The organism is Winogradskyella sp. 266wxhm, from assembly GCF_058964685.1.
In genome coordinates this window covers 467,276-491,325 of sequence record NZ_CM179559.1, presented here as the reverse complement: position 1 = coordinate 491,325, position 24,050 = coordinate 467,276, and the positions used below count along the sequence as shown (strand labels likewise).

Sequence of the window (24,050 nt, the reverse complement as noted above, 5' to 3'; positions counted from 1 at the left end):
ATTAGTTTTGAGCGGTTTCGTTAATAATCTCTTTCACTTTAATATCTGTACCTAAACGTTGTAGATAGGCAATAAGCGCTACTATTTCTCTGTTTCGCATTTCAACAAAGCTCTCACCTCCAGCAGCTTTATCAGCTTCATAAGATTTAGCAAAATCAGGATCGCTATAAAGGTTTTGCTCTATCTGTGTACCTTGTTCTAACATTGAAGTCTGAGCATTTGCAATATCTTCATCTGTGTAAGGCACACCAAGACTTACCATCGTTTCCATTTTCTTTTCGGTCATGGACTTGTCTAGTTTAGCACCTTCGCCAACAATCAACCATTTATATGATGGCATAATAGAACCAGTTGAGGTACTTTGAGGATCGTACATGTGATTAAAATGCCAGTTATCGTTATACTTACCACCAACGCGATGTAAGTCTGGACCTGTACGCTTACTTCCCCAAAGGAATGGGTGATCGTAAACATATTCACCAGCTTTAGAGTACTCACCATAACGTTCTACCTCACTTCTAAAAGGTCTAACCATTTGTGAGTGACAACCCACACAACCTTCTCTGATGTAGATATCTCTACCTTCTAATTCTAATGGAGTATAAGGTTGAACACTACTTATAGTTGGGATGTTAGATTTTACTACAATAGTTGGTATAATCTGTACAACACCACCAATTAAAATAGCAATTGTAGCATAGATAGTTAATAAAACAGGCTTACGCTCTAACCAAGTGTGCCATCCTTCACCAGCAACACGGCTTTTAGATACACGTTGTAAAGCAGGTGCTTCAGCAAGCTCATCAGTAACTTTGTTTTCTGCTCTAGAAACCGTCATGATAATGTTGTATACTAAGATAAGCATACCTGTAATGTATAATGTACCACCAATAGCACGCATCCAGTACATTGGCATAATTTCAGTAACTGTTTCTAAGAAGTTACCATACACTAAACTACCATCTGGGTTGAATTGTTTCCACATACTAGCTTGAGTAAATCCAGCAACATACATTGGTAAAGCATATAAAAGGATACCTAATGTACCTACCCAGAAATGTAAGTTGGCTAATCCTGTAGAATGTAATTTTGTTTTGAATAATCTTGGTACTAACCAGTATATCATACCAAAGGCTAAGAATCCGTTCCAAGCTAATGCACCAACGTGAACGTGAGCAATAATCCAGTCTGTAAAGTGAGCAATTGCGTTAACGTTTTTTAATGAAAGCATTGGACCTTCAAACGTAGCCATACCATAACCAGTAATAGCAACAACCATAAATTTAAGAACAGGATCCGTTCTTACTTTATCCCAAGCACCACGTAAGGTCAATAATCCATTAATCATACCACCCCAAGAAGGAGCAATTAACATTACAGAGAAAGCAACACCTAAATGTTGTGCCCATTCTGGAAGTGCAGTATATAATAAGTGGTGAGGTCCTGCCCAGATATAAATGAATATTAAGGACCAGAAGTGAACAATAGAAAGTCTGTAAGAATATACAGGTCTATTCGCTGCTTTTGGTACAAAATAGTACATTAAACCTAAGAAAGGTGTGGTTAAGAAGAATGCAACAGCGTTATGTCCGTACCACCACTGTACTAAAGCATCTTGTACACCAGCATAAACAGAATAACTTTTTAAACCACTAACAGGTAATTCTAAACTATTGAAAATATGAAGTACAGCAACCGTAACGAACGTAGCTAAATAGAACCAAATAGCAACATATAAGTGACGTTGACGACGCTTTAAAATTGTACCAATCATATTCACACCAAAAGCTACCCAAATAAGCGCAATAGCAATATCAATTGGCCATTCTAATTCAGCATATTCTTTTGATGTTGTGTAACCCAATGGCAGTGTAAGAGCAGCAGCTACAATAATTAATTGCCAACCCCAAAAGTTGATGTTACTTAATAAATCGCTAAACATTCTCGCTTTAAGTAAGCGCTGAAGCGAATAGTAAACACCTGCAAAAATAGCATTACCTACAAAGGCAAAAATTACAGCGTTGGTGTGAAGTGGTCTTAAACGACCAAAACTTAACCAAGAGATACCATCAGTTAAGTTTGGGAATATAAACATAAAGGCTAGTAGTATTCCAACTAGCATACCTACAACTCCCCAAAGTATTGTGGCATAGAGGAACTTTTTAACGATTTTGTTATCGTAGTAAAATTGTTGCATTTCCATATTAAAAAAATTAGTCAGTTTTTGTTTGTGTTGAGTTATTCTTTTTGTTCTTAATAATTTCGTCTTCAAAGAGCATACGCACAGATGGTGTGTAGCTATCATCATATTGACCAGACTTTACGGCCAATAAAAAAATGATTAAAAATGTTACGCCAACAATGACACTAACAGTTAATAAAATATATATAACACTCATACCTAATTGAAGTTATGGTTCAAAAATACTATTGACCTAAAGTTTAAAACATGACATTTATCATGTTCAAATTTTTATTTTAATTTTCTACCTAAGAGATTCGTGAAAACCGTTGTAAATACAACAATACTTATAGAACTCAAAGGCATTAAAATAGCCGCAACAACAGGTGCTAATTGTCCCGTAACTGCAAAATATAATCCAACAACATTGTATATAAATGAGAGCACAAAGCTCCATTTAATGATTTTTATAGCTGATTTTGATGCTTTTATATAAGCATATAATTCTTTGAATTTTGAGGCGTCTAAAATGGCATCACAAGCAGGTGAGAAGACGTTAACATCTTCTGAGATAGCAATACCAACATCACTTTGAGCTAAGGCACCAGCATCATTTAAACCGTCACCGATCATTAAGACTTTTGCTCCTTCAGATTGATGATATTTGATGAAATCTAATTTATCCTCAGGTTTTTGATTGAAAATGAGTTTGGTTTTTGCAGGTAATAATTTCTTAAGGTTTTCACGTTCCCCTTCATTATCTCCTGAAAGAATGACTAAATCGAATTGCTTTTTTAGTTTATTAAAGAGTTTAGAGACACCTTTTCTATAACTATTATAAAAGGTGTATTTTCCTTTATAAACATTATTGCTGCTAATATGGACTGTAGTATTTAAAACAGCAGCTTCTTGCGTATTGCCAACAAAACTTGCCGAGCCTATTTTAAGATTGATATCATTATGTTTTGCTTCAATACCTTTACCAATATGCTCTTCAAAAGTATCTAGGGTTACAATATTGTGTTCGTCCAAAATATTATAAAGGCTTCTACTTAAAGGGTGGTTAGAACCTCTCAATGAATTTTTCAAAACCAAACTTTCGTTATCTGAAAGTAATTCTCCATCATAAATAGCATTGCTGGATTTATTTGAAGTAATGGTTCCTGTTTTATCAAAGATTACGGTATCAATTTGTGCTAACTTTTCAAGAACACTTGCATTTTTGACATAAAATTTCAGTTTACCAAATATTCGCAATAAGTTTCCGAAAGTAAAAGGAGCTGATAGCGCAATAGCACAAGGACAAGCAATGATAAGGACTGCCGTAAAAACATTCATGGCTTTACTTGCATCTGTAATCAACCAGAATGTTGTAGCAACTAGAGCAATTGATAAAATAGCAATCGTAAAATGTTTGCTCACCTTGTTGGTTATAGTTGCAAAGCCATCTTCTTTATTCTTATTAAAGACATCATTACTCCAGAGTTGGGTTAAGTAGCTTTGCTCAACAGATTTTAAAGCCTCAAGTTCTATGACTCCTGATGTTTGTTTTCCACCAGCAAAAAGCTTATCTCCAGATTTTTTTGAAACGGTCTGTGATTCACCAGTTACAAAACTGTAATCAATCTTTCCCTTGCCATTAATTAAAATACCATCAACAGGAATTAGTTCTTCATTTCTAATAAGTATTCTGTCTCCTTTTTCAATATTATAAACCTGTATGGATGATTCCTCTCCATTTTTACCAATCTTAGTTATAGCAATAGGGAAGTAGGATTTATAGTCACGTTCAAATGATAAAAAGTCGTAGGTTTTTTGTTGAAAAAACTTACCAACCAAAAGGAAGAAAATCAAACCCGCTAGACTATCAAAAAAGCCGGAGCCTAAATCAAAAATAATCTCAACGGTACTTCTAATAAATAATACCGAAACACCCAGCGCAATGGGTACATCAATATTTAGAAGTTTAGCTTTTAAGCCTTTATATGCCGAAATAAAATAATCTTGCGCAGAATAAAAAACAATGGGAATAGACATGGCAAACATTAACCATCTAAACACATGTTTGTACTGTTCTAGCCAAAATTCATTAAGTTCAAAATACTCAGGAAAAGAGAGAAACATAATATTTCCAAAGCCAAAACTCGCAACACCTAATTTATAGATAAGGCTTCTATTAATATGATTTTTTACAGAACTAAAATCATCAAGACTAATGTAAGGCTCGTAACCGATTGAGCTCAATAAAAGCACAATGGACTTTAAATTTGTAGCTTCAGGATTATAGGTAACACGTACGGTCTTTTTACCAAAGTTGACTTGAGAAGATGAAATATTAGCATCTAGTTTGTTTAAATTTTCTAAAATCCAAATACAAGAACTACAATGAATATGCGGAATGTATAGTGTAGCGACTTCAGCAGTATCACTTCTAAATTCGGTTAACTTTTCAATAATAGAATCTTGAGACAGAAAATCATATTTACCTTCAATCTCTTTCGGAACTGCTCCTGGAGCATTTTGTAAATCGTAATAACAGGTTAAATCATTTTCATTAAAAATTTCAAAAACGGTTTTACAGCCATTACAACAAAAAGATTTTTCCTGAAAAGTTATAGGATGACTACCACAATCATCTCCACAATGAAAACATGTTTTGTTTTCCATTTTTTTGCTCATTTATACCTACAGCAAAGTTGACGGATTGAGTGCTTTTAAAATATGATATTTGTCATATATTAAATACTTTTACACATGCCATTTTATAACTGACTAAATTTATTTAATGATTTTTCAAGATAAAGATGTTTTTAATGTGCTTTTTGAAGCCGTTTCAGAAGGTGTAATAGTAGTAGATCAAACTCAGCATATTGTAGCAGCCAATGAATCTGCCGTGAGTATGTTTGGTTATGATGATGATGATCTAATTAATAAACATTTAGACACATTAATACCTAAAACATATAGAGCTAATCACCACAAACATGTGGATGGTTTTATGAAACAACAAAAAAAACGCCAAATGGGTCAAGGTAGAGATTTATTTGGCGCTCATAAAAATGGTAGCACGTTTCCGGTTGAAGCAGGTTTAAATCCTTTGCATATCAATGGAGAAAACTATATAATGGCCTTGGTTATTGATATTTCAGTAAGAAAACAACAAGAAGAAGAATTACAAGAGCTAAACGACGAATTAGAGCGAAAAGTAGCATCTAGAACTGAGCAGTTAAGTGCTACGGTTGAAGAGCTTAAAGTAGCAAATCAAAAGCGAGATATAGAAATAAAAAAACGTATAGAAGCTCAGAATAAAATAAGTGATGCGCTTAAAAAAGAAAAGGAACTCAATGATCTAAAGACTAAGTTTTTATCATTGGTTTCTCACGAGTTTAAAACTCCTTTAAGTGGTATTTTAACTTCGGCAATGTTATTGAGCAAGTACAAGTTAGAAGAACAACAGGAACGTCGTGATAAACACATTAAAACTATTACAGATAAAGTTCATTACTTAAATAATATTTTGAATGATTTTCTTTCAATAGAAAAGCTTGAAACAGGAAAAGTGTCTTATAAGCTTTCAAACTTTATGCTTACTAAAATTGTAGATGAGGTTATCTATAATGCTAACATGCTTCTCAAAGAAGGGCAAATTATTAAATATCCTGAAGGTATAGATGGGTTATCACTTTATCAAGATGAAAAAATAGTAGAATTGGCCTTAAGTAATTTGGTACACAATGCTATTAAATATTCACCAGAACATTCAGAAATAAGCATACAAATAAATCAAGATAAAACGACTACAACATTTAGCGTAAAGGATAATGGGATAGGAATACCAGAAAAAGATCAAAAACAGATTTTTAATCGCTATTTTAGGTCAGAAAATGCCTTATTAATTCAAGGTACAGGTATAGGACTTAATATTGTAAAAAGTCATTTAAATAATTTAGGTGGGGAAATAAACTTTTTTAGCGCCGAAAATAAAGGAAGTACCTTTACTATAAAATTACCAAATAAAGCCACTCAATGAAACATATATTATTAATTGAAGACGATCCTATTTTAAGAGAAAACACAGCCGAATTATTAGAACTTTCAAATTATAATATTAGTACAGCTCCAAACGGGAAAATTGGTTTAGACACAGCTTTAAAAATTAAACCAGATATTATTGTTTGTGATATTATGATGCCAGAACTTGATGGTTATGGCGTATTACAAGGGCTTTCAAAAAATGAACAGACTAAATATATTCCGTTTATATTTCTTTCAGCAAAAACCGAACGTAAAGATGTAAGAAAGGGTATGGATTTGGGTGCTGATGATTATATAACAAAACCTTTTGAGGAAGATGAATTAATTAGTGCTATTGAAAGTAGACTAGCAAAAGTAGCTATTTTAAAGGATGATAGAGAAAGCACTATAGACGAAACCGAGGATGAGCAAGAAATAAGAAATTTAAATGATTTAAAAAACTTTTTTGATGATAACGGTAAAACCTTCACGTTTAGTCAAGGGGAAACGATCTATAAAGAAGGCCAGCACTCCAACTATATTTATTTAATTGAAAAAGGATTAGTGAAATGTCATAAATTAGATGATCAAGGAAAGGATTTAACTACAGCATTGCATAAAGAAGACGATTTATTCGGTTATACCTCATTTACCGAAAATACGACGTATAAAGAAACTGCAGCAGCAATTAAAGAATCGGTGTTATTAGGTATTTCAAAAAACCAATTTATAGAAATCATAAGTAGTAATCATAAAGTTACCTTAGATTTAATACAGCTATTAAATGATGATTTGGTAAATGTTAAAGACCAATTATTAGAAATGGCTTATAGTTCAGTAAAGAAGAGAACAGCTCTAACAATTTTAAAATTTGCTGATAAATTAGGGAGTAAACCAACAGATTTTATAAGAATTTCTAGAAATGATTTGGCAAGTGTTGCAGGTGTTGCCACAGAGAGTTTAATTAGAACATTATCGCGTTTTAGAGAAGATGGTATTATTGAAATAGAAGGTCGTAACATCAAAGTTTTAGACCTACAAGAGCTAAAAAATATCGAATAATAAACTGGTGTTAAAATCCAATTACTGACAACGGTCATATTTCAGACATAGCCTTAATACTACATTTGTCCATACAATTATGGATAAACAAGCAATGGCTAATATATTAATACCTACAGACTTCTCTGATAATGCTTGGAATGCAGTAGAATATGCAGTTGAATTTTTTAGTAAGTCAATGTGCAACTTTTACGTGTTACATGTTTGTCATGGCCCTAATGCAAAAGCAATTTTAGAAGAGCAAAAAGAGTGCAAAGAAAAGTTGCAGTTACTTTTGCATAAAATACAAGGCAAATTTTCTAATAATGCAAAGCATAAGTTTTTCACTATTATAGATGCGGGCTATCTTGTAAGTTCTGTTCGTAGGCAAGTAGAGCAAAATCAGATAGATTTTATAGTCATGGGAACTAGAGGAGGTTCAGGCGCTAAGGCAACACCTATAGGTAGCAATGCTTCTAATGTAATTACTAAAGTAAGATGCGCTACCATTGTAGTACCTGAGAATGCTAAGTATTCGAAGTTAACAGAAATTGCTTTTCCAACAGATTTCCTTTCGGTATATTCTCCTAAAACATTAGAGGCTATTACAAGTATTGTTGAATCCAATAAAGCTTCTGCCAGAGTTTTACATATTAAAAATGAAGCTGTAGTTTTAAATGAAGATCAAAAACGAAATAAAGAATTATTAGAAGCCTATCTAGGTGCCAATGAACATAGTTTTCATTTTTTATCTAACTATCATATAGAAAATCAGGTCCAAGATTTTGTTGAAGAGCGCAAAATAGATTTAATAACTATGTTGGCTAAAAATTTAAATTATTTTGAAAAAATATTATTTCATCCTAAAACACCCAAAGTAAAATACTACACTGATATTCCTTTTTTAGTATTGCATTAGAATATCAAGGTAGTTTCATTAAATTATGAATTATGAGTAAATGTGAATCTTGTATTATAAGAGAATTAAATGCATTAAAATCACTATCGCGCGAAGAGCTAATGCGCATATCAAGCTGTAAAACAGGTAAAATCTATAAAAGAGGTCAGGTTATTTTTGAAGAAGGAGAAACGCTTAACGGAGTTTATTGTGTTAGAGAAGGAGTATGTAAGCTTACTAAGTTAAGCGAAAACGGAAAGGATCAGGTTGTAAAACTTGTTGTTAAAGGAGATATATTAGGAAAGCGTTCTTTGGTAACTGACCAAAAAACCAACCTTAGTGCTGTTGCCATTAACGATATGGAGATGTGCTTCATCCCAAAAAGTGAAATTATGGATGACTTAGCCCAAAACCCTAACTTCTCTATGGAGGTTTTAAAAGAAATGGCTAATGAGTTGAAAATTTCTGACGATACTATAGTAAGTATGGCACAAAAATCGGTCAAACGAAGATTGGCTGAAGTATTACTTTATATTCATAATAATTTTAATTCTGAAAGTGACGAGTATTTAGATATAGTGCTTTCTCGTGAAGACTATGCAAATATTGTCGGCACAGCAACTGAATCTGCTATTAGAATTTTATCTCAGTTCAAAAAAGAAGGCTTAATCTCCACAAAAGGAAAGCAAATAAAGATAGAAGATCCTAGTGGTCTTAATCGTATAGAATAAAAAAAAGCGTCTCAAAAAAGAGACGCTTTTTTTATTGTTGTCATCTATCTTAATTAGATTCGGAATCTATTTCGGTTGAAATGGTCTCACCATCTAAAGGTTCATTTTCTTTTTTAAGATAAGTATCTAAAAACTTCACAATTCTGCTGTAAGCTTCAATTTGATTTTCCTTTTTTACAAAACCATGACCCTCATCTTCAAATAGAACATATTCTACAGGAACTCCATTTTTTCTAACACCTTCAACAATTTCATCAGATTCAACTTGTAAAACTCTTGGATCTTGAGAGCCTTGAAGAACGATTAAAGGTTTGGTTACTTTATCAGTATGAAATAAAGGAGAAATACGTTTTAGCCTAACAGAGTCAGCAGTAAAAGGATCTCCCATTTCTTTGTAGAGCGCTTCTCTGAAAGCTTCCCAATAAGGTGGAATACTCTTTAATGTGCGCATCCAGTTCGTAACTCCAAAAATATTTACACCTACATCAAATTCTTCAGGTGCATATGTTAAAGCAGCCATGGTCATATAACCACCATAAGATCCACCTAAAATTCCTATTTTGTCACCATCTATCTCAGGTTGTTTTGCTAACCAATTTTTGCCTTCAACACAATCTTGTAAGTCTTTTTCACCATGATTTCTATCATCCATTTGAAAGAAGGTTTTTCCGTAACCACTACTACCTCTATTGTTCACGGCAAGAATGGCATAGCCTTGATTCACCATATATTGAATTAACGAATTAAAATTCTGTCTAGTTTGGCCGCCAGGTCCACCATGCACCCAAACCATGGCAGGAACTTTATTTTCTTCTGATGCTTGATGAGGTAGGTAATAGATTGCTGGGATTTCTACACCATCAAACGATTTGTATCTAACAACAGTTGCCGATACTAAATCTTCGGGATTTATGTCTTTATTTAATACATCAGTGACTTTATATTGTTCTTTAGTTTCTAAATTATAAGTGTATAAATCTGAAGGTGCATTTGAGCCACCTACATACATGCGCATCCATTTTTCATCATCACTAAAACTAACGCTTGTAATACTTTTATTACCAAAATCTGGTAATTCAATAGGCTTCATGGTTTCTGAACTTAGTACTTCAATAGCATTTTTACCATCTTCATTAACAAAAACAGTCATATAACTTCCGCCTGAAGTAAAACTAACACCAAGAATATCCCAAGACTTTTCTAATACCTTTTTGCTTTCTTTTGTTTCTAAATCATAAGACATTAGGTATTCAAATTCAGAAGAATCGTCTGTAGTGTAATATAATTTTGAACTGTCTTTTGAAAAATCCTGAGCAGAGTTACCGCTAAGGTTTTCATTTATTTTTAATGTTTCACCTGTTTTGGCATTATGTATAAACAAATCACTGTCATTGGTATTTATGGTTTTTGAAAGCGCAAAATAATTTTCGTCATTAGAAATACCAGATAAGTCCATACCATCTTCGTTTTTATATAATAAGGAGGAAGAATAATCATCTATAGACATCTTATATACATCAAAAAACCGCGGATCTCTTTTGTTAGATCCGTAGTAAAAGTGCTTGTCATCTTCAGCCCAACTATAAAATTCAGATTTAGCTCCATCATCTGGAGTAACATCCTTTATGTTACCATCAAGTTCTCTAACATAAATGTGGTCTATTTCATCACCATTATTATCGGCACTGAATAGCATTCTATCATCATCAGGAAAGTAAGAATTGGCAAAATACGATGTTGAGTCTGATTGTGTTATAGGTGTTAGTTCACCACCAGTCACAGGAATAGTGTAAACATTGTATATTCCAGAACGGTTGCTAGAAACTAAAAGTTTACTATTGTCTGAAGAAAAACTACCACCACTTACAGATTCATTGTCCATAAATTGATTTATGGTATAGTTTTGAATCTCACGTTCTTTAGCGGTTTCGTTCTTGGTCTCTTCTTTACAAGATACCAGAAGAACGAGAAAACTAAAAGTCAGGAAAAATGTTCTCATATTAATTGATTTTAATTGATTAATCTATCTTAAAAGTTTTAACCTCCTTAAAAGGATTGGTTTTAACTTGTTCCATCTTTGTTTTGTAGGTTGTCCAATCGTCATTAAAAAATGTGTTTGTTTCAGCTAGTAAAGTACTGATGGCATCTTTAGCTTGTTGAATTAAAGTGGTTTCTGTTGAGGTTAATCCTGTTTGGCTATTGCTAACGTAACCAGCAGCTAGACCTAATCTCTGAAGAGGAGTTACATCAGGATTTCTTGTAATACCTTGACGTTTATCTTCTTTACCTAAATATTTGTCAATGAGGCTATCAATCGATTTTACTACCTCTTTTGAAGCTTTTATTTCTTCTTTGTATTTATCCTTATCGAGTTTGGTGAGTTCTTTTTTATAATCTTCAGCGATATTTTTACTTTTTACCAATTGCTCTAAAGCATCAGCAGTAGTTTGTTGAATAGCTTCTAAATCTTTAAGCGCTGTATAAACTTCATTTATATTTTTTTGAGAGACCTCAAGTCTTGGATCAGACTCTACTTTGATTGTTGTTTCAGAGATTAAATCTCCGTAGTGAAGGACTGCTTTGTAAGTTCCTGGTTTTACATTAACACCACCAGATTCTCTATCGTTTTTTCTAATTCTACGAGAAGGTCTATCAGCGCCAGCTTCGTCCATATACCAAGTCCATTTGTGGAGTCCATTTTCTTTAGGAGCTTTTTGTTTTAGAGTTCTAATCAAGCGTTCTCCGTCGTATAGTTTTAAAGTTAGGGAATCCCATTTTACGACGTTGTCAGTGTCGTTGTTAACTTGTTTCTCGATTTCATCATCATTTTCGTTTTGAGATTCTTCACTATCGTTCTGAATGATATCTTCATTCTTTTTGTTGAACAGATAGGTGAAATGCGCTCCATAACCACGATTTTCGCCATGATACATGGCATCTGCACCAAAGCGACTTCCGGTTGGTTGTTGGTAGGCTGCTTGATAGGCTATTGGTGGGTCGAATAATTCAATATTTGAATTGAGGACTGACTTATCTTTCGCCATAGCTCTCAAAGGTCTAATATCGTCTAAAACCCAAGCAGCTCTTCCAAATGTTCCTATAACTAAATCATGCTCTCTAGAATGAATGACTAAATCTTTTACTGATGTTGTCGGGAAACCTTCTGTCCACTTGGTCCACTTTTCTCCAGCATTTAGTGAGATATAAAGTCCATCATCAGTTCCAAGAAACATAAGATTTGGTTGTTCAATATCTTCAATAATTGCTAAGGCATAACTTTGAACATCGTTTTCATCTACAATTCTTTCCCAAGTTTTACCATAATTTTTAGTTCTAAAGGCATAAGGATTGTAGTTGAAGCGTCTATAATCATTAGCTATCAAAAGTGCCTCCCCTTTATTTTTGTTAGACGCTTTTATTTGTGCTATCCAACTGTTTTCTGGTAAACCTTTAATCTTGGAAACATCGGTCCAGTTTTTACCTCCATCAGTAGTGTAGTGTACTTTACCATCATCTGTACCAACCCAAAGCATGTCCTTTTCAATTGGTGACGGTTCAATAACTAAAATTGTGGTGTGATTTTCCGCACCTGTGGCATCCATAGTTAAACCACCACTATCAGATTGTTTTTGTTTTTCCGGATCGTTAGTGGTAAGATCTGGTGATATAATTGTCCAAGTTTCACCTTTATCAGTCGATTTATGTACAAATTGGCTTCCGAAATAGATAGTACTATTATCAAAAGGATCAATATTTATGGCTGAATTCCAATTGAAACGTAATTGTACATCAGCATCAGGGTGTGTTGGTCTCACCAAATAATTATTTCCTGTCTGCCAATCGTATCTGCTAACGTAACCTTGTTGGCTCATAGACCAACCGTAACGCGAATCATCTCTATCAGGAACCACATCAAAACCATCACCAAAGCTTATTTCTTGCCAGTAACTATTTCTAATGCCTTGGTCTTTCCAAACATAGGCAGGTCCTCTCCAAGACCCATTGTCTTGCATGCCACCATATACATTATAAGGAAATTCATTATCTACGGCTATGTGATAAAACTGTGCCACAGGAAGATTGCCAATAAATCGCCACGTTTTTCCACCATCTTTGGTAATATTCATACCACCATCATTGCCATCAATCATAAAATTGCCATTTTCAGGATGAATCCACCACGCATGATGATCTGGATGCACTCCATTACTCACACCATAAGCAGGCATGAGTTGTGTAAAGTTTTTTCCACCATCTTCAGAAACATTGATATATGTGAATACAGAATAAACACGGTTTTCATTTTGTGGGTCTACGTAGATTTCAGAATAGTAAAAGGGACGATTTCCAATATCGTTTTTATCATTTACTTTTTGCCATTTAAAACCACCATCTTCACTTTTATAAAGCGCATTCTTTTTAGCTTCAACAAGAGCATAAACAACGTCTGGTTTTCCAGGTGAGATAGCCACACCAATACGGCCTAAATCTCCTTTTGGGAAACCATCTTCTTCAGTGATTTTTTTCCATGTTTTACCTCCATCGTGCGTCATATGTAGTGCAGATCCTTCACCACCGGAATTAAAAAACCAAGGATCGCGCTTGTGTTCCCACATGGCAGCGAATAGTTTATTTGGGTTAGAAGGATCCATCACCAAATCAGCAACACCAGTTTTGTTATTTGCAAAAAGAATCTTTTCCCATGTTTTGCCACCATCCGTAGTTTTAAAGACTCCACGTTCTGGATGTTCGCCCCAAGGTGAACCAATAGCACCTACATAAACTACATCAGGATTGGTTGGATCTACAATGATTCTATGAATATGTCTTGTTTTCTCTAAACCCATAGATTTCCATGATTTTCCACCATCAAGCGATTTGTATACACCATAACCGCCATTTAATGAGTTTCTTGGGTTACCTTCACCTGTACCAACCCAAATAACACTCGGGTTAGATTGTTGAATTTCAACAGCTCCTATAGAAGCAGTAAGTTCTTTATCAAAAATAGGTTCCCATTTTATACCTCCAGAAGTTGATTTCCAAAGTCCGCCAGAGGCAGTTCCAACATACATAATATCAGGATTGTTGTTTACAACATCAATAGCTGTTACACGACCAGACATACCACCGGGACCAATGTTTCTTGGTGTCATATTCTTTACTAAATCCATCGAAAATTCTTGTGCAGAAAGAAGTGCTACACCACAAAGCATAACACATAAGAGAAAACGTTTCATTATTGTTTAGGTTGATTAATACCCTTAAAAATAATGAAAAGAAATTTGAGAATTATAAAAGATGTAAAAAGTTGTGTTCTAGTTATCTAGTAAAATAGGAATTGTAGTACTATTATTGCTGTAATTCTCATTTGATAATAACCATTTGGCACCATAAACATCTTTGTAAGTAATTTTGTAAAGAATAGTTTTCTTGCTTAACAAGTCTTTTACGAAGTCTAGATTATTAGCGTTCTCTATTTCTAAAACATTGATTTGCTCATTGGCTTGTAATACAAATCCTTTAATGAGTGTGTTTTTTGAATAAGGAATAGTGTCTAAGCCTTTGGTGTTATTGAAAATATGGTCGAATAAGTCATCGGTATTGTTGAACTTATGTTTTGCATCTAACTCAATTTCAACATCATCAATAAAGGCTGGTCCAACACCTTTATTTCCTATGACGAATTTAAAATTGTTGTCGTATTCACTATACCATTGATTTAGGTGTGGAAGCACGGACGCACTCTGTTGCATTTGTGTAAGTTTGTTTTCTTCTCTAGCTAAATACGATTGATAAAGTAAAGCTACAAGTGAAATAACACTGATAAATAGGGCAGAGGTACTCATGATTTTATCAGTAGTCCAGTTGATTTTTTTTCTAGACTTTTTTGGCTGTTCTATTTCAGTTTCCTCAGACATTGTAAGATAAGTTTCGAGTAAAGTTAACAAAATGTTAGAATCTGAAAATATGTAAATGTTACATTTAAAAGTGTTATTTTTATAATGCTATGAAGGAACAAAGAAGAAAATCGGGCTTTATATTCAAAACGTATGAAGCGCCAAACCAATCTCCTTTCGAAAAACTCTTTGAAATTTTCAAGGAGCTGATTACTTACACCTCAGGAGATTTTGATGAGGCCATAGATTGGTTGCGACAGTTAGATGTAGAATATAAGCTTACTACACCAGATTATACCATTGATGATTTTATTGAAGACCTAAAAAAGAAAGGTTATATACGAGAAGAAATTGATAACGATGGCAATGGTGGAAGCGGCATGGCGATCACGGCAAAAACTGAACGCGCCATTAGACAACAGGCTCTAGATCATATTTTTGGAAAGATAAAACGCAGTGGTTCAGGAAATCACAAAAGCAAAGGTCTTGGTATTGGCGATGAACATACAGGTGACTTTAGGGCTTATCAATTTGGAGATGCCTTAGATAAAGTTTCCGTGACTGAGAGTCTTAGAAATGCTCAAATCAATCACGGTATTGGGAATTTTAACCTAACGGAAGATGATTTAGTCGTTGAAGAAACCCTTCATAAAAGTCAAATGAGTACAGTGCTGATGATAGATATTAGCCACAGTATGATTTTGTATGGTGAAGATCGTATTACTCCAGCTAAAAAAGTAGCCATGGCTTTGGCCGAACTGATTACAACACGTTATCCTAAAGATACACTCGAAATTTTAGTATTTGGTAATGATGCTTGGCCTATAAAAATTAAAGATTTGCCATATCTTAAGGTTGGACCTTATCATACCAATACTGTTGCAGGTTTACAATTGGCAATGGATATGTTGCGTAGAAAACGAAATACGAACAAACAAATTTTTATGATTACTGATGGTAAACCAAGTTGCTTGCGAATGCCAGATGGTCAATATTATAAAAATAGTGTAGGTTTAGATCCTTATATAGTTAATAAATGCTATGCTATGGCACAGCAAGCAAGACGTTTGCATATACCAATTACAACCTTCATGATTGCAGAAGACCCTTATTTGATGAAATTTATACGAGAGTTTACGCAAGCCAATAGAGGGAAAGCATTTTACACAGGTTTAAAAGGTCTAGGAGAAATGATTTTTGAAGATTACGAAAACAATAGAAAAAGAAGAATTAAAGGATAAAAATAGCTATTAGCTTTTAGGAATTAGCACTTAGTTTTAAAAAACAGAATTGTTAATAGCCAAAAGCAAATAGCCAAAAGCTAGAAAATGAAAGACATCAAAACACTAGGAGAATTAAAAAAATCAGGATATCAATCTAAATCGATTAAAGATGAATTAAGAGATAACCTTATTGAAAATATAAAGAATAAAGTCACAACATTTGAAGGTATTCACGGTTATGAAAACACGGTGATTCCAGAACTTGAACGAGCGATATTATCAAGACATAATATTAATCTTTTAGGATTGCGAGGTCAGGCAAAAACACGTCTGGCACGTATGATGGTGACTTTGTTGGATGAATATATTCCAGTAGTTAAAGGTTCTGAAATAAATGATGATCCTTTACAACCAATGTCCAGATATGCTAAAGAGTTGATAGCAGAAAAAGGTGACAATACACCAATCTCTTGGTTACATAGAGATGAGCGTTTTGCTGAAAAATTAGCTACTCCAGATGTTACTGTTGCTGATATTATAGGAGATGTAGATCCTATAAAAGCAGCGAATTTAAAATTGAGTTATGCAGATGATCGTGTGATTCATTTCGGGATGATTCCTCGTGCTAATCGTTGCATTTTTGTCATAAATGAATTGCCAGATTTACAAGCTAGAATTCAAGTAGCTTTGTTTAATATTTTGCAAGAAGGAGATATTCAAATTAGAGGATTTAAGCTAAGATTGCCTTTGGATATGCAATTTGTGTTTACCGCAAACCCTGAAGATTATACCAATAGAGGAAGTATAGTAACTCCTTTAAAGGATAGAATCGGTTCTCAAATTTTAACCCATTATCCAGATTCTGTTGAGACAGCAAGAACCATCACCTCCCAAGAAGCTAATTTAGATGAGCGACAGTCAGCATCTGTTTACGTACCAGATTTGGCAAAAGATCTTTTAGAACAAATAAGTTTTGAAGCTAGAGATAGTGAATATGTGGATGTAAAAAGTGGTGTGAGTGCGCGTATGAGTATTACTGCTTTTGAGAATTTATTAAGTACAGCTGAGCGAAGAGCTTTAATTTCGGGTGATGAAGAGACTTCAGTGAGGCTATCGGATTTTACAGGGGTTATTCCTGCCATTACAGGAAAAGTAGAGTTGGTGTATGAAGGAGAACAAGAAGGTGCCGATTTTGTAGCCAATATTTTAATAGAAAGTGCGGTAAAAACATTGTTTCCTAAGTATTTTCCAAAAATTGAAAAATTAGAAAAACAAGGAGAGGAAACACCTTATGATGATTTAGTGTCTTGGTTTTTTAATAATGATGGATTTGAGCTTTTAGACGATTATGATGATACTACATACAAATCAAAATTAGATGAAGTAAAGCCTTTAGATGTTTTAATAGCCGACTATCAGCCAGATATAGATTCTAAAGATGTGTATTTTGAAAAAGAATTTATTCTTTGGGGATTAGTGCAGTTTAAGAAACTGAGCAAATACCGTTATTCCGAAGGTTTGCAGTTCAAAGATCCTTATGGGAGTTATATTAGTGGGTTGTAGAAAGAATAGCATTTTAACGGCTAAAATTTATTTTTCTTTATTTGTTTAGGTTTTTTCCAAAGCCAAAAGCCACTGAAAGACAAAAACAAAAGTCCAAATCCTATTAAAGAAGAATAGATAAGCTTAACAGATTTACTTTCAGAATTAAATAAAAAATCTACTATAGAACCTTCGTGTATCATTTCTATAATATCAGCGGTTCTTGTTTTTTCTGATAGTATTTTACCTGTATAACAATCTATTTGAAGTTCTGTAAAATGCGTTTCAAAACGCACTTTTGCGATGCCTTTTCTTGGCCTGTAGTCAATACGGTTTATTGTAGTATCTAAGTTTGTATCCTTAATATGATTAACAGCAATAGTTTCAATTTTGCTGAGAGGGAGCAATTCTAAATTTGTATTTGCAGACTTTTCAGAAGGTGGTTTTAGTTGTAATTCATCTTTCCATGCCAGTAAAATGCCACTAAGACTTATAATAGCAATAAATACCAGAAGCGACATGGCAATGTAGCGATGCCATTTGCGGTACCATCTTACAGATTTCGCTAAAGATTTGTTTTTAGATTTCACGGTTATGCATAAACCTGCAAACTAAGAAAAATCGATTGGTATTCTTCTTAATAAGACGTTAATGAAATTATCAGTTGTCGCGAGTTTTTTTATTGGCGTTGCACAGTTTTATAATCTCTGCGATTCTGTTTTGTCGTGTAGCTTCGCGCTTGGCACTGTGCAACCATGATAAGTAGCCTTTTTGATAGCCTTTTGCAAAGTTTTGATAGTTATTAAAAGCTTGAGGATTGTTATCAAAAGCATTTTGTAAATCTTTAGGGATGATGCCATTTTCAACATCATCCATTTCAGACCATTTTCCAGTTTCTTTAGCCAGATTTATAACTTCCCAACCTGTATCATGAATGAGGCCTTCTTTTTCTAAGTGGTTGACGTAAGTTTTGTTTAAAGCACTCCACGTGCTTTTAGGATTTCGTTTTGTAAAGTATTGCTGTCTTTTTCCACTGCCCAAACTTTTTACTGTAGAGTCAATCCAACCAAAGCAAATAGCGACTTTTACAGCCTCTTCCCATCGCATAGATGGCATATGATGATCTATTTTGTAAAAAATTAAGTAAGCGGCATCATGCTTATGATGATTGTTCAATAACCAATCGTACCAGTCAGTGTCACGTTCAAAATAGAGTTCTGGGATTTCCAACTTATACCTTTTTAGAATAAATATAGAAGTCTTTATCTACTGAGAAATCTTCACCTTTAATAGACTTTGTTTTCCATTCAGAACTAGGAAAAATCCATTCATGTTTACCATCAATTTCAACTTCAATCGGCATATCAAAATCGTCTACAATGTTAGTATAACGGAATTTTAATTGATTGTTTTCAATTTTATATTCTAAAGTCGGAATTTGAGTCGTTCTTAAATATTGATTGAAAAACGCCGTTAAATCTTTCTTGGTTTGTTGGCTGATATAATCTTCAATTTGTTTTGTAGTTACGGTTTGATGATAAAATTCAGTATTCAAGCCTCTTAAAATTTCTCTCCATTTCTCATCATCCTCAACAAGTTGTCTTAAGGTATGTAACATGTTAGCTCCCTTATAATACATATCTCCCGAGCCTTCATTATTCACATCATAATAGCCAATTATAGGTTTGTCATTCTGAATACCATTTCGTGTACCAATAACATATTCTGCAGAGGCTTCTTTTCCGTAATAATAATCTAAAAAGAGATTTTCTGAATAGGCTGTAAATCCTTCATGAACCCACATGTCTGCTATGTCTTTATATGTAATGTTGTTGGCAAACCACTCATGACCAGCTTCATGAATTATGATAAAATCGAATTTTAAACCCCAACCCGTTCGGGATAAATCATAACCACTGTAACCTTTTTTGTATTGATTTCCATAAGTAACGGAACTTTGATGTTCCATACCCAAATAAGGCACTTCAACCAGTTTAAAGCTGTCTTCGTAAAACGGATAAGGACCAAACCAATGTTCAAAAGCTTTCATCATTTTTGGTGCGTCTTTAAAATGTTCTTTGGCTTTTTCTAGATTATAGGAAAGCACCCAGTAATCCATATCTAGTGGACCTTTTTCTCCATCATAGACTTCGGAAAAGTTAACATAGTCGGCAATGTTTATATTGACACCATAATTATTGATTGGATTGGAGACAAACCAATGTGATTTTACTTTGTCACCTAAATCGTCAACTTTTCGTAACCTACCGTTTGACACATTTGTTAATCCTTTAGGGTTAGTAACACTAATGAGCATGCTATCTACTTCATCGTACATGTGGTCTTTATTTGGCCACCAAACACTGGCTCCAAGACCTTGACAAGACGTCGCAATAAAATGGTTACCATTTTCATCTTTTTTCCAAGACAAACCTCCATCCCAAGGTGCGCGTTTAGCTTCTCTCGGATGGCCTTCATAATGTACTACAACAGAATTAATATCATCTGTATTTTGTTCATCAAGCATGATGAAAAAAGCATTGCCTTCTCGTTTTATAGCACGTTCCTTACCATTTTGAGTTACTTTGGTAATTTTCATAGGTTCTTGCAAATCTATCTGCATAACCTGATGCGGTTTTAATACTTTATACTGTATGGTATTAGTACCAGCAATGAACTTTTCTTCTGGTTTTACTTCGATGTCTAAATGATAATAAGTGAGATCCCACCATTCACGTTCTGGAGTTATACTACCTCTAAGCGTATCTTGCCTGGTGAAAGTGTTATTCTTTTTGAATAATTGTGCGTTAGCTATTAGAGTACTAACTAATAAAAATGTAAACGCTATGTGTTTCTTTATCATTTTGAATAATGTTTAGATTCCTGCTTTCGGAGGAATGACAGAAAAATTATCTCAATATTTTGTTCGGAAAGATAACTAAACTTTCGTGTCCATCCTCTGAAACTGCAGCCACTCCAAAAAAGAAGTTGTCAATAACTATACCTTCTAAGGTGAATTCATTAGCATCACCTACATAGCGACTGTTATCCCAAGTAGGCGAGGTAGTGTCTCTCCAGTATATTTTGTAGCCTTTGGCTCCTTCAACTTTACTCCATTGTAATTTAGCCGAAGCTTCAACAATACCGCCAATACTAACTTCTTTAGGTGAAGGTGGTGCAGAGGCCAAACTTGCCATAGTAATAGCATTGACAGCCGTTAGTTTTTTACAATAAGGAAAGTTGACATGCTCAAACGTGTCTCCGTAAGCAATGCCGTTTTCGGTTCTAATATCTTGATGTTGCTGTGTGTAATTTTCGTGCGCTTCCATAATTCGGATACCTGCAAAACCTAAATCATTAAAAGGTCTGTGATGTCCACCACGACCAAAACGATCGAGACGATACACCATCATTGGATTCATTTCTGGCATGTAGGTTTTAGTTGTTGTGTAAACATATCTCGCTAGCTGTCGCGAAATGCCATCAACTTCTCCACCATAAAAACGTCTAGCTCTGGCTTGCCTTGCTAATTTTTCTGCATCAGTTTCGTCAGTAGTAATAGGTTCAGAAAATATTCGGAAGGTACGATTGTCTATCACACCATCTACACCTTCAATATTTCCAATCATGTCGTTGTTAAGTACACCAATAATTTGCCAATCATTGTCTTTAGCATATTTAGCTAATCCTTGTCCACCAAAAAGTCCTTGTTCTTCACCAGATAAGCCAACGAAAATAATACTACTTTCAAATTTATATTTGGATAAAACTCTAGCAGCTTCAATAGCTCCAGCCATTCCTGTCGCATTATCATTGGCGCCTGGAGCATCAGACGTATAATCATTAGGATCTGAAACTCTAGAATCAATATCACCACTCATTATAATGAATTGATTAGGATATTTTGTACCACGCTGAACAGCAACAACATTAACCACATTCACATCTTTTACAATGCGCTGATTAGTGCCTTTTTCTACCAAGTTATTTTGATAAAAAACCTCTAAACAATTATTACAGTCTTTTGAAATATTATCAAATTGCGATTTTATCCATCGTCTAGCTGCACCGATACCTCTTGTGTTCGAAACAGTATCGCTTAATGTGTGACGTGTACCAAAATCTACTAAGGTTTTTACGTCATTCTTAAGGCGTTCTTCTGAAATGGCATCGATGATATCATAGATTTTAGGGTCGGTTTGTGCACTAAGATTTAGGGTAGCAAAAGCTATAAATAGGAAAATATAATTGCGCATTTTTAAACGAGTTTATGTAATAGTTTTCTAACACTATCGGAATCTTTAATCTGATATTTAGCCTTTGTTTTTACGTAGCCAACTTTAATTGTTGTAGCAAATTCTGGTGCAGCTTCAAACATATATTCGTCTGTCCAGTCATCACCCATAATTAGTACATGATCATAATCGTCTTTCATAAGTAATTGCGTTGTTGCCCTTCCTTTATTAACGTTACTACTTTTTATTTCAATGACTTTATTTCCTTGTAAAACTGACAACTCGTTATTGGCCACCATACTTGTTAAAACCGTATTGATTTCGATAGTACGAATTTGCGCCAACTCAGGATCTGCAGTTCTGTAATGCCAAGCCAATGAATATTCTTTTTCTTCAATAAATGTACCAGGAGTTCTATCTACAAAAGTTTCTAAAATAGGCTTAATGTTTGCCATCCAATCGGTTTTTAGAACTTCTAGCGGAGACCATTTATTGTTTTCGCGTCTCCAAACTCCGTGGTCTGTGATAAGGCTATAACTTTTATCACCATACCATTTTTCGAAAGTGGCTTTATCACGACCACTTATTAAGCAAAGATGTGTGTTTTCTTGGTTTTCAAACTTATCTAAGAGTGCAAAAAGTTCTTCGTCTGGTTTGGCATCTTGAGGATTGTCTTTAAAGCCGACTAAAGTGCCATCATAATCTAGAAGTACTAAACGTTTCTCAGCATTTTTATAATTTTCAACGATAAGATTTTCTTCTTCTTCGTTCAACTTTTTAGAGACTACAACTTCTTGCATTTGAGTTGTAGCATCTAGTGTTTTGAAGAATTCTTCAGCCCATTTTTCAACATCATAGCGTTTTAGTCGTTTTTGAAGAATTTTCATTCTGCTTTGTTGTTCTTCCAAAGGCATGGTTAGTGCACGTTTAATAGCGTGAGCAAAATCTTCAAAATTATTTGGGTTAATCAATATAGCTTCATTCATTTCTTTAGCAGCACCAGCCATTTCACTCAAAATAAGTACACCATCTTCATTAGTTCGCGTGGCAACGTATTCTTTGGCTACCAAATTCATACCATCTCTAACGGGAGTAATAAGTGCAACATCAGATGAGGTATACAAATCGATTAAATTTTCAAACGGAAGCGATCTGTAGAAATACCAAATAGGAGTCCAACTCACGGTAGAAAATTCACCATTGATGCGCCCAACTAATTCGTCAGTTTCACGTTTTAAACGTTGATATTGAGGAACACCAGAACGTGAAGGCACAGCAAGCATTACTAAGCGTACTTTCTCTTTGTATTCAGGATGTTTGTTTAGGAAATATTCAAATGCACGAATCCTGTTTGGAATACCTTTAGTATAGTCTAAACGGTCTATAGAAAGAATGAATTTTTTATCATCACCTTCATTTAAGTGTGTATCTAAACGTCTTTGTAACTCTGATTTTTTAGAATTAGGATCGTTATGTTTTAGAGCAGCTTCATGGAACTTGTTGTAGTCAATTCCCATAGGGAAAGAATCTACCTTTATAACTCTATCGTAATAAGTGATTTCATTAAACTTCACTTCCAAACGCATAATTCTTTTTACGGAACTTAAGAAATGGCGTTCGTAGTCGTAAGTATGAAATCCAATAACATCGGAACCTAGCATGCCTTTTAGCAATTCTTCACGCCAAGGAAAGGTTCTGAAAATCTCATAAGACGGAAACGGAATATGTAAAAAGAAACCAATAGTAACGTCTGGTTTTACATCTTTAATAAGTTGTGGTAGCAACAATAATTGGTAGTCGTGTACCCAAACAGTATCTCCATCTTCAATAGTTTCTAACACCACTTTAGCAAACTTTTCATTAACCCGTTTGTAAGCTTCCCAATGTAAATTTTCAAACTCTGTATATTCCAAAAAATAGTGAAATAAAGGCCAAAGTGTACGATTGCTAAATCCAAGATAAAAGTCATTAACATCATCTTCAGTGAGGCTAACAGCTCTACACTTTGAAGCTTCAATTTTTTCATTGACTTTAGGTTTTAGCTCATCATCGAGTTCTTCGTCCGTAATTCCAGACCAGCCTACCCAAACACCATTTCCCTCTGCATGTACGGACTTCATTCCAGTGGCAAGTCCACCTACACTGGGAGTTACGTTTAGTTCATTATCACTTATTGAAATTTGAAGGGGAAGCCTGTTGGAGACTATTATTGTTTTATTCATGTTATTATTTTGGAAGGTTTTTCAGATTTTCGTTAATTTAAAGAAAATAGAAGTCTTAACAT

General features: G+C 34.2%; 17 protein-coding genes. 6 read left to right on the top strand and 11 right to left on the bottom strand.

Translation table 11 applies throughout. The annotated features are described in order from the left end of the window. Position 1: 1 nt before the first annotated feature. From ccoN to AC2H4K_RS02300, 3 genes are all read right to left on the bottom strand, one after another. Positions 2-2,203: a cytochrome-c oxidase, cbb3-type subunit I gene (ccoN, locus tag AC2H4K_RS02310; protein WP_281141116.1), complete on the bottom strand. Its 2,202-nt coding sequence runs from the start codon at positions 2,201-2,203 to the stop codon at positions 2-4. A 10-nt stretch (positions 2,204-2,213) separates the two neighbouring features. Continuing rightward, a complete protein-coding gene (gene ccoS, locus AC2H4K_RS02305) occupies positions 2,214-2,399 on the bottom strand; it encodes a cbb3-type cytochrome oxidase assembly protein CcoS (RefSeq protein WP_281141117.1) in 186 nt (61 codons plus the stop codon). Positions 2,400-2,473: 74 nt separating this feature from the next. Further along, complete coding sequence (locus AC2H4K_RS02300) at positions 2,474-4,849, bottom strand: heavy metal translocating P-type ATPase (protein WP_281141118.1); 2,376 nt, start codon at positions 4,847-4,849, stop codon at positions 2,474-2,476. A gap of 118 nt (positions 4,850-4,967) precedes the next feature. Here AC2H4K_RS02300 and AC2H4K_RS02295 point away from each other — a divergent pair, with 118 nt between their 5' ends. The 4 genes from AC2H4K_RS02295 (at position 4,968) to AC2H4K_RS02280 (ending at position 8,866) form a co-directional block, all read left to right on the top strand. Beyond that, positions 4,968-6,212: a PAS domain-containing sensor histidine kinase gene (locus AC2H4K_RS02295; protein WP_281141119.1), complete on the top strand. Its 1,245-nt coding sequence runs from the start codon at positions 4,968-4,970 to the stop codon at positions 6,210-6,212. Then, a complete protein-coding gene (locus AC2H4K_RS02290) occupies positions 6,209-7,258 on the top strand; it encodes a response regulator (RefSeq protein WP_281141120.1) in 1,050 nt (349 codons plus the stop codon). Before AC2H4K_RS02295 ends, AC2H4K_RS02290 begins: the two co-directional genes overlap by 4 nt. A 79-nt stretch (positions 7,259-7,337) precedes the next feature. Then, entirely contained in the window at positions 7,338-8,156 is an 819-nt protein-coding gene (locus tag AC2H4K_RS02285; RefSeq protein WP_281141121.1) for a universal stress protein, read from the top strand. Positions 8,157-8,188: 32 nt separating this feature from the next. After that, positions 8,189-8,866 (top strand): Crp/Fnr family transcriptional regulator, encoded by a 678-nt coding sequence (locus tag AC2H4K_RS02280; protein WP_281141122.1) that lies wholly within the window; start codon positions 8,189-8,191, stop codon positions 8,864-8,866. Positions 8,867-8,915: 49 nt separating this feature from the next. Here the strand turns inward: AC2H4K_RS02280 and AC2H4K_RS02275 are convergent, their stop codons facing one another. From AC2H4K_RS02275 to AC2H4K_RS02265, 3 genes are all read right to left on the bottom strand, one after another. Next, positions 8,916-10,865 carry a S9 family peptidase gene (locus tag AC2H4K_RS02275; protein WP_281141123.1) on the bottom strand — a complete coding sequence of 650 codons (1,950 nt, stop codon included), beginning with the start codon at positions 10,863-10,865 and terminating at the stop codon, positions 8,916-8,918. Between the two features lie 19 nt (positions 10,866-10,884). Next, on the bottom strand, positions 10,885-14,106 hold the full coding sequence (locus tag AC2H4K_RS02270) for a WD40/YVTN/BNR-like repeat-containing protein (protein WP_281141124.1): 3,222 nt from the start codon (positions 14,104-14,106) through the stop codon (positions 10,885-10,887). Positions 14,107-14,184: 78 nt separating this feature from the next. Further along, positions 14,185-14,787, bottom strand: a complete 603-nt coding sequence (locus tag AC2H4K_RS02265; RefSeq protein ID WP_281141125.1) for a hypothetical protein — start codon at positions 14,785-14,787, stop codon at positions 14,185-14,187. An 89-nt stretch (positions 14,788-14,876) separates the two neighbouring features. Between AC2H4K_RS02265 and AC2H4K_RS02260 the strand changes: the two genes are divergently transcribed. Continuing rightward, positions 14,877-16,007, top strand: coding sequence for a vWA domain-containing protein (locus AC2H4K_RS02260; RefSeq protein ID WP_281141126.1), 1,131 nt, complete (start codon positions 14,877-14,879; stop codon positions 16,005-16,007). An 87-nt stretch (positions 16,008-16,094) separates the two neighbouring features. Further along, positions 16,095-17,552 carry a MoxR family ATPase gene (locus AC2H4K_RS02255; RefSeq protein ID WP_281141127.1) on the top strand — a complete coding sequence of 486 codons (1,458 nt, stop codon included), beginning with the start codon at positions 16,095-16,097 and terminating at the stop codon, positions 17,550-17,552. A gap of 20 nt (positions 17,553-17,572) precedes the next feature. Here AC2H4K_RS02255 and AC2H4K_RS02250 read toward each other — a convergent pair whose 3' ends face one another. The 5 genes from AC2H4K_RS02250 to AC2H4K_RS02230 form a co-directional block, all read right to left on the bottom strand. Further along, the gene (locus AC2H4K_RS02250; RefSeq protein ID WP_281141128.1) at positions 17,573-18,121 is read right to left on the bottom strand and encodes a PepSY-associated TM helix domain-containing protein; all 549 of its coding nucleotides are present in this window, start codon (positions 18,119-18,121) and stop codon (positions 17,573-17,575) included. 70 nt (positions 18,122-18,191) lie between these two features. Beyond that, on the bottom strand, positions 18,192-18,761 hold the full coding sequence (locus AC2H4K_RS02245; protein WP_281141129.1) for a YdeI/OmpD-associated family protein: 570 nt from the start codon (positions 18,759-18,761) through the stop codon (positions 18,192-18,194). A 1-nt stretch (position 18,762) separates the two neighbouring features. After that, positions 18,763-20,394 carry a M1 family metallopeptidase gene (locus AC2H4K_RS02240; RefSeq protein ID WP_281141130.1) on the bottom strand — a complete coding sequence of 544 codons (1,632 nt, stop codon included), beginning with the start codon at positions 20,392-20,394 and terminating at the stop codon, positions 18,763-18,765. 46 nt (positions 20,395-20,440) lie between these two features. Beyond that, on the bottom strand, positions 20,441-21,787 hold the full coding sequence (locus tag AC2H4K_RS02235; protein ID WP_281141131.1) for a M28 family metallopeptidase: 1,347 nt from the start codon (positions 21,785-21,787) through the stop codon (positions 20,441-20,443). 2 nt (positions 21,788-21,789) lie between these two features. Continuing rightward, on the bottom strand, positions 21,790-23,988 hold the full coding sequence (locus AC2H4K_RS02230; RefSeq protein ID WP_281141132.1) for a bifunctional alpha,alpha-trehalose-phosphate synthase (UDP-forming)/trehalose-phosphatase: 2,199 nt from the start codon (positions 23,986-23,988) through the stop codon (positions 21,790-21,792). Positions 23,989-24,050: the final 62 nt, after the last annotated feature.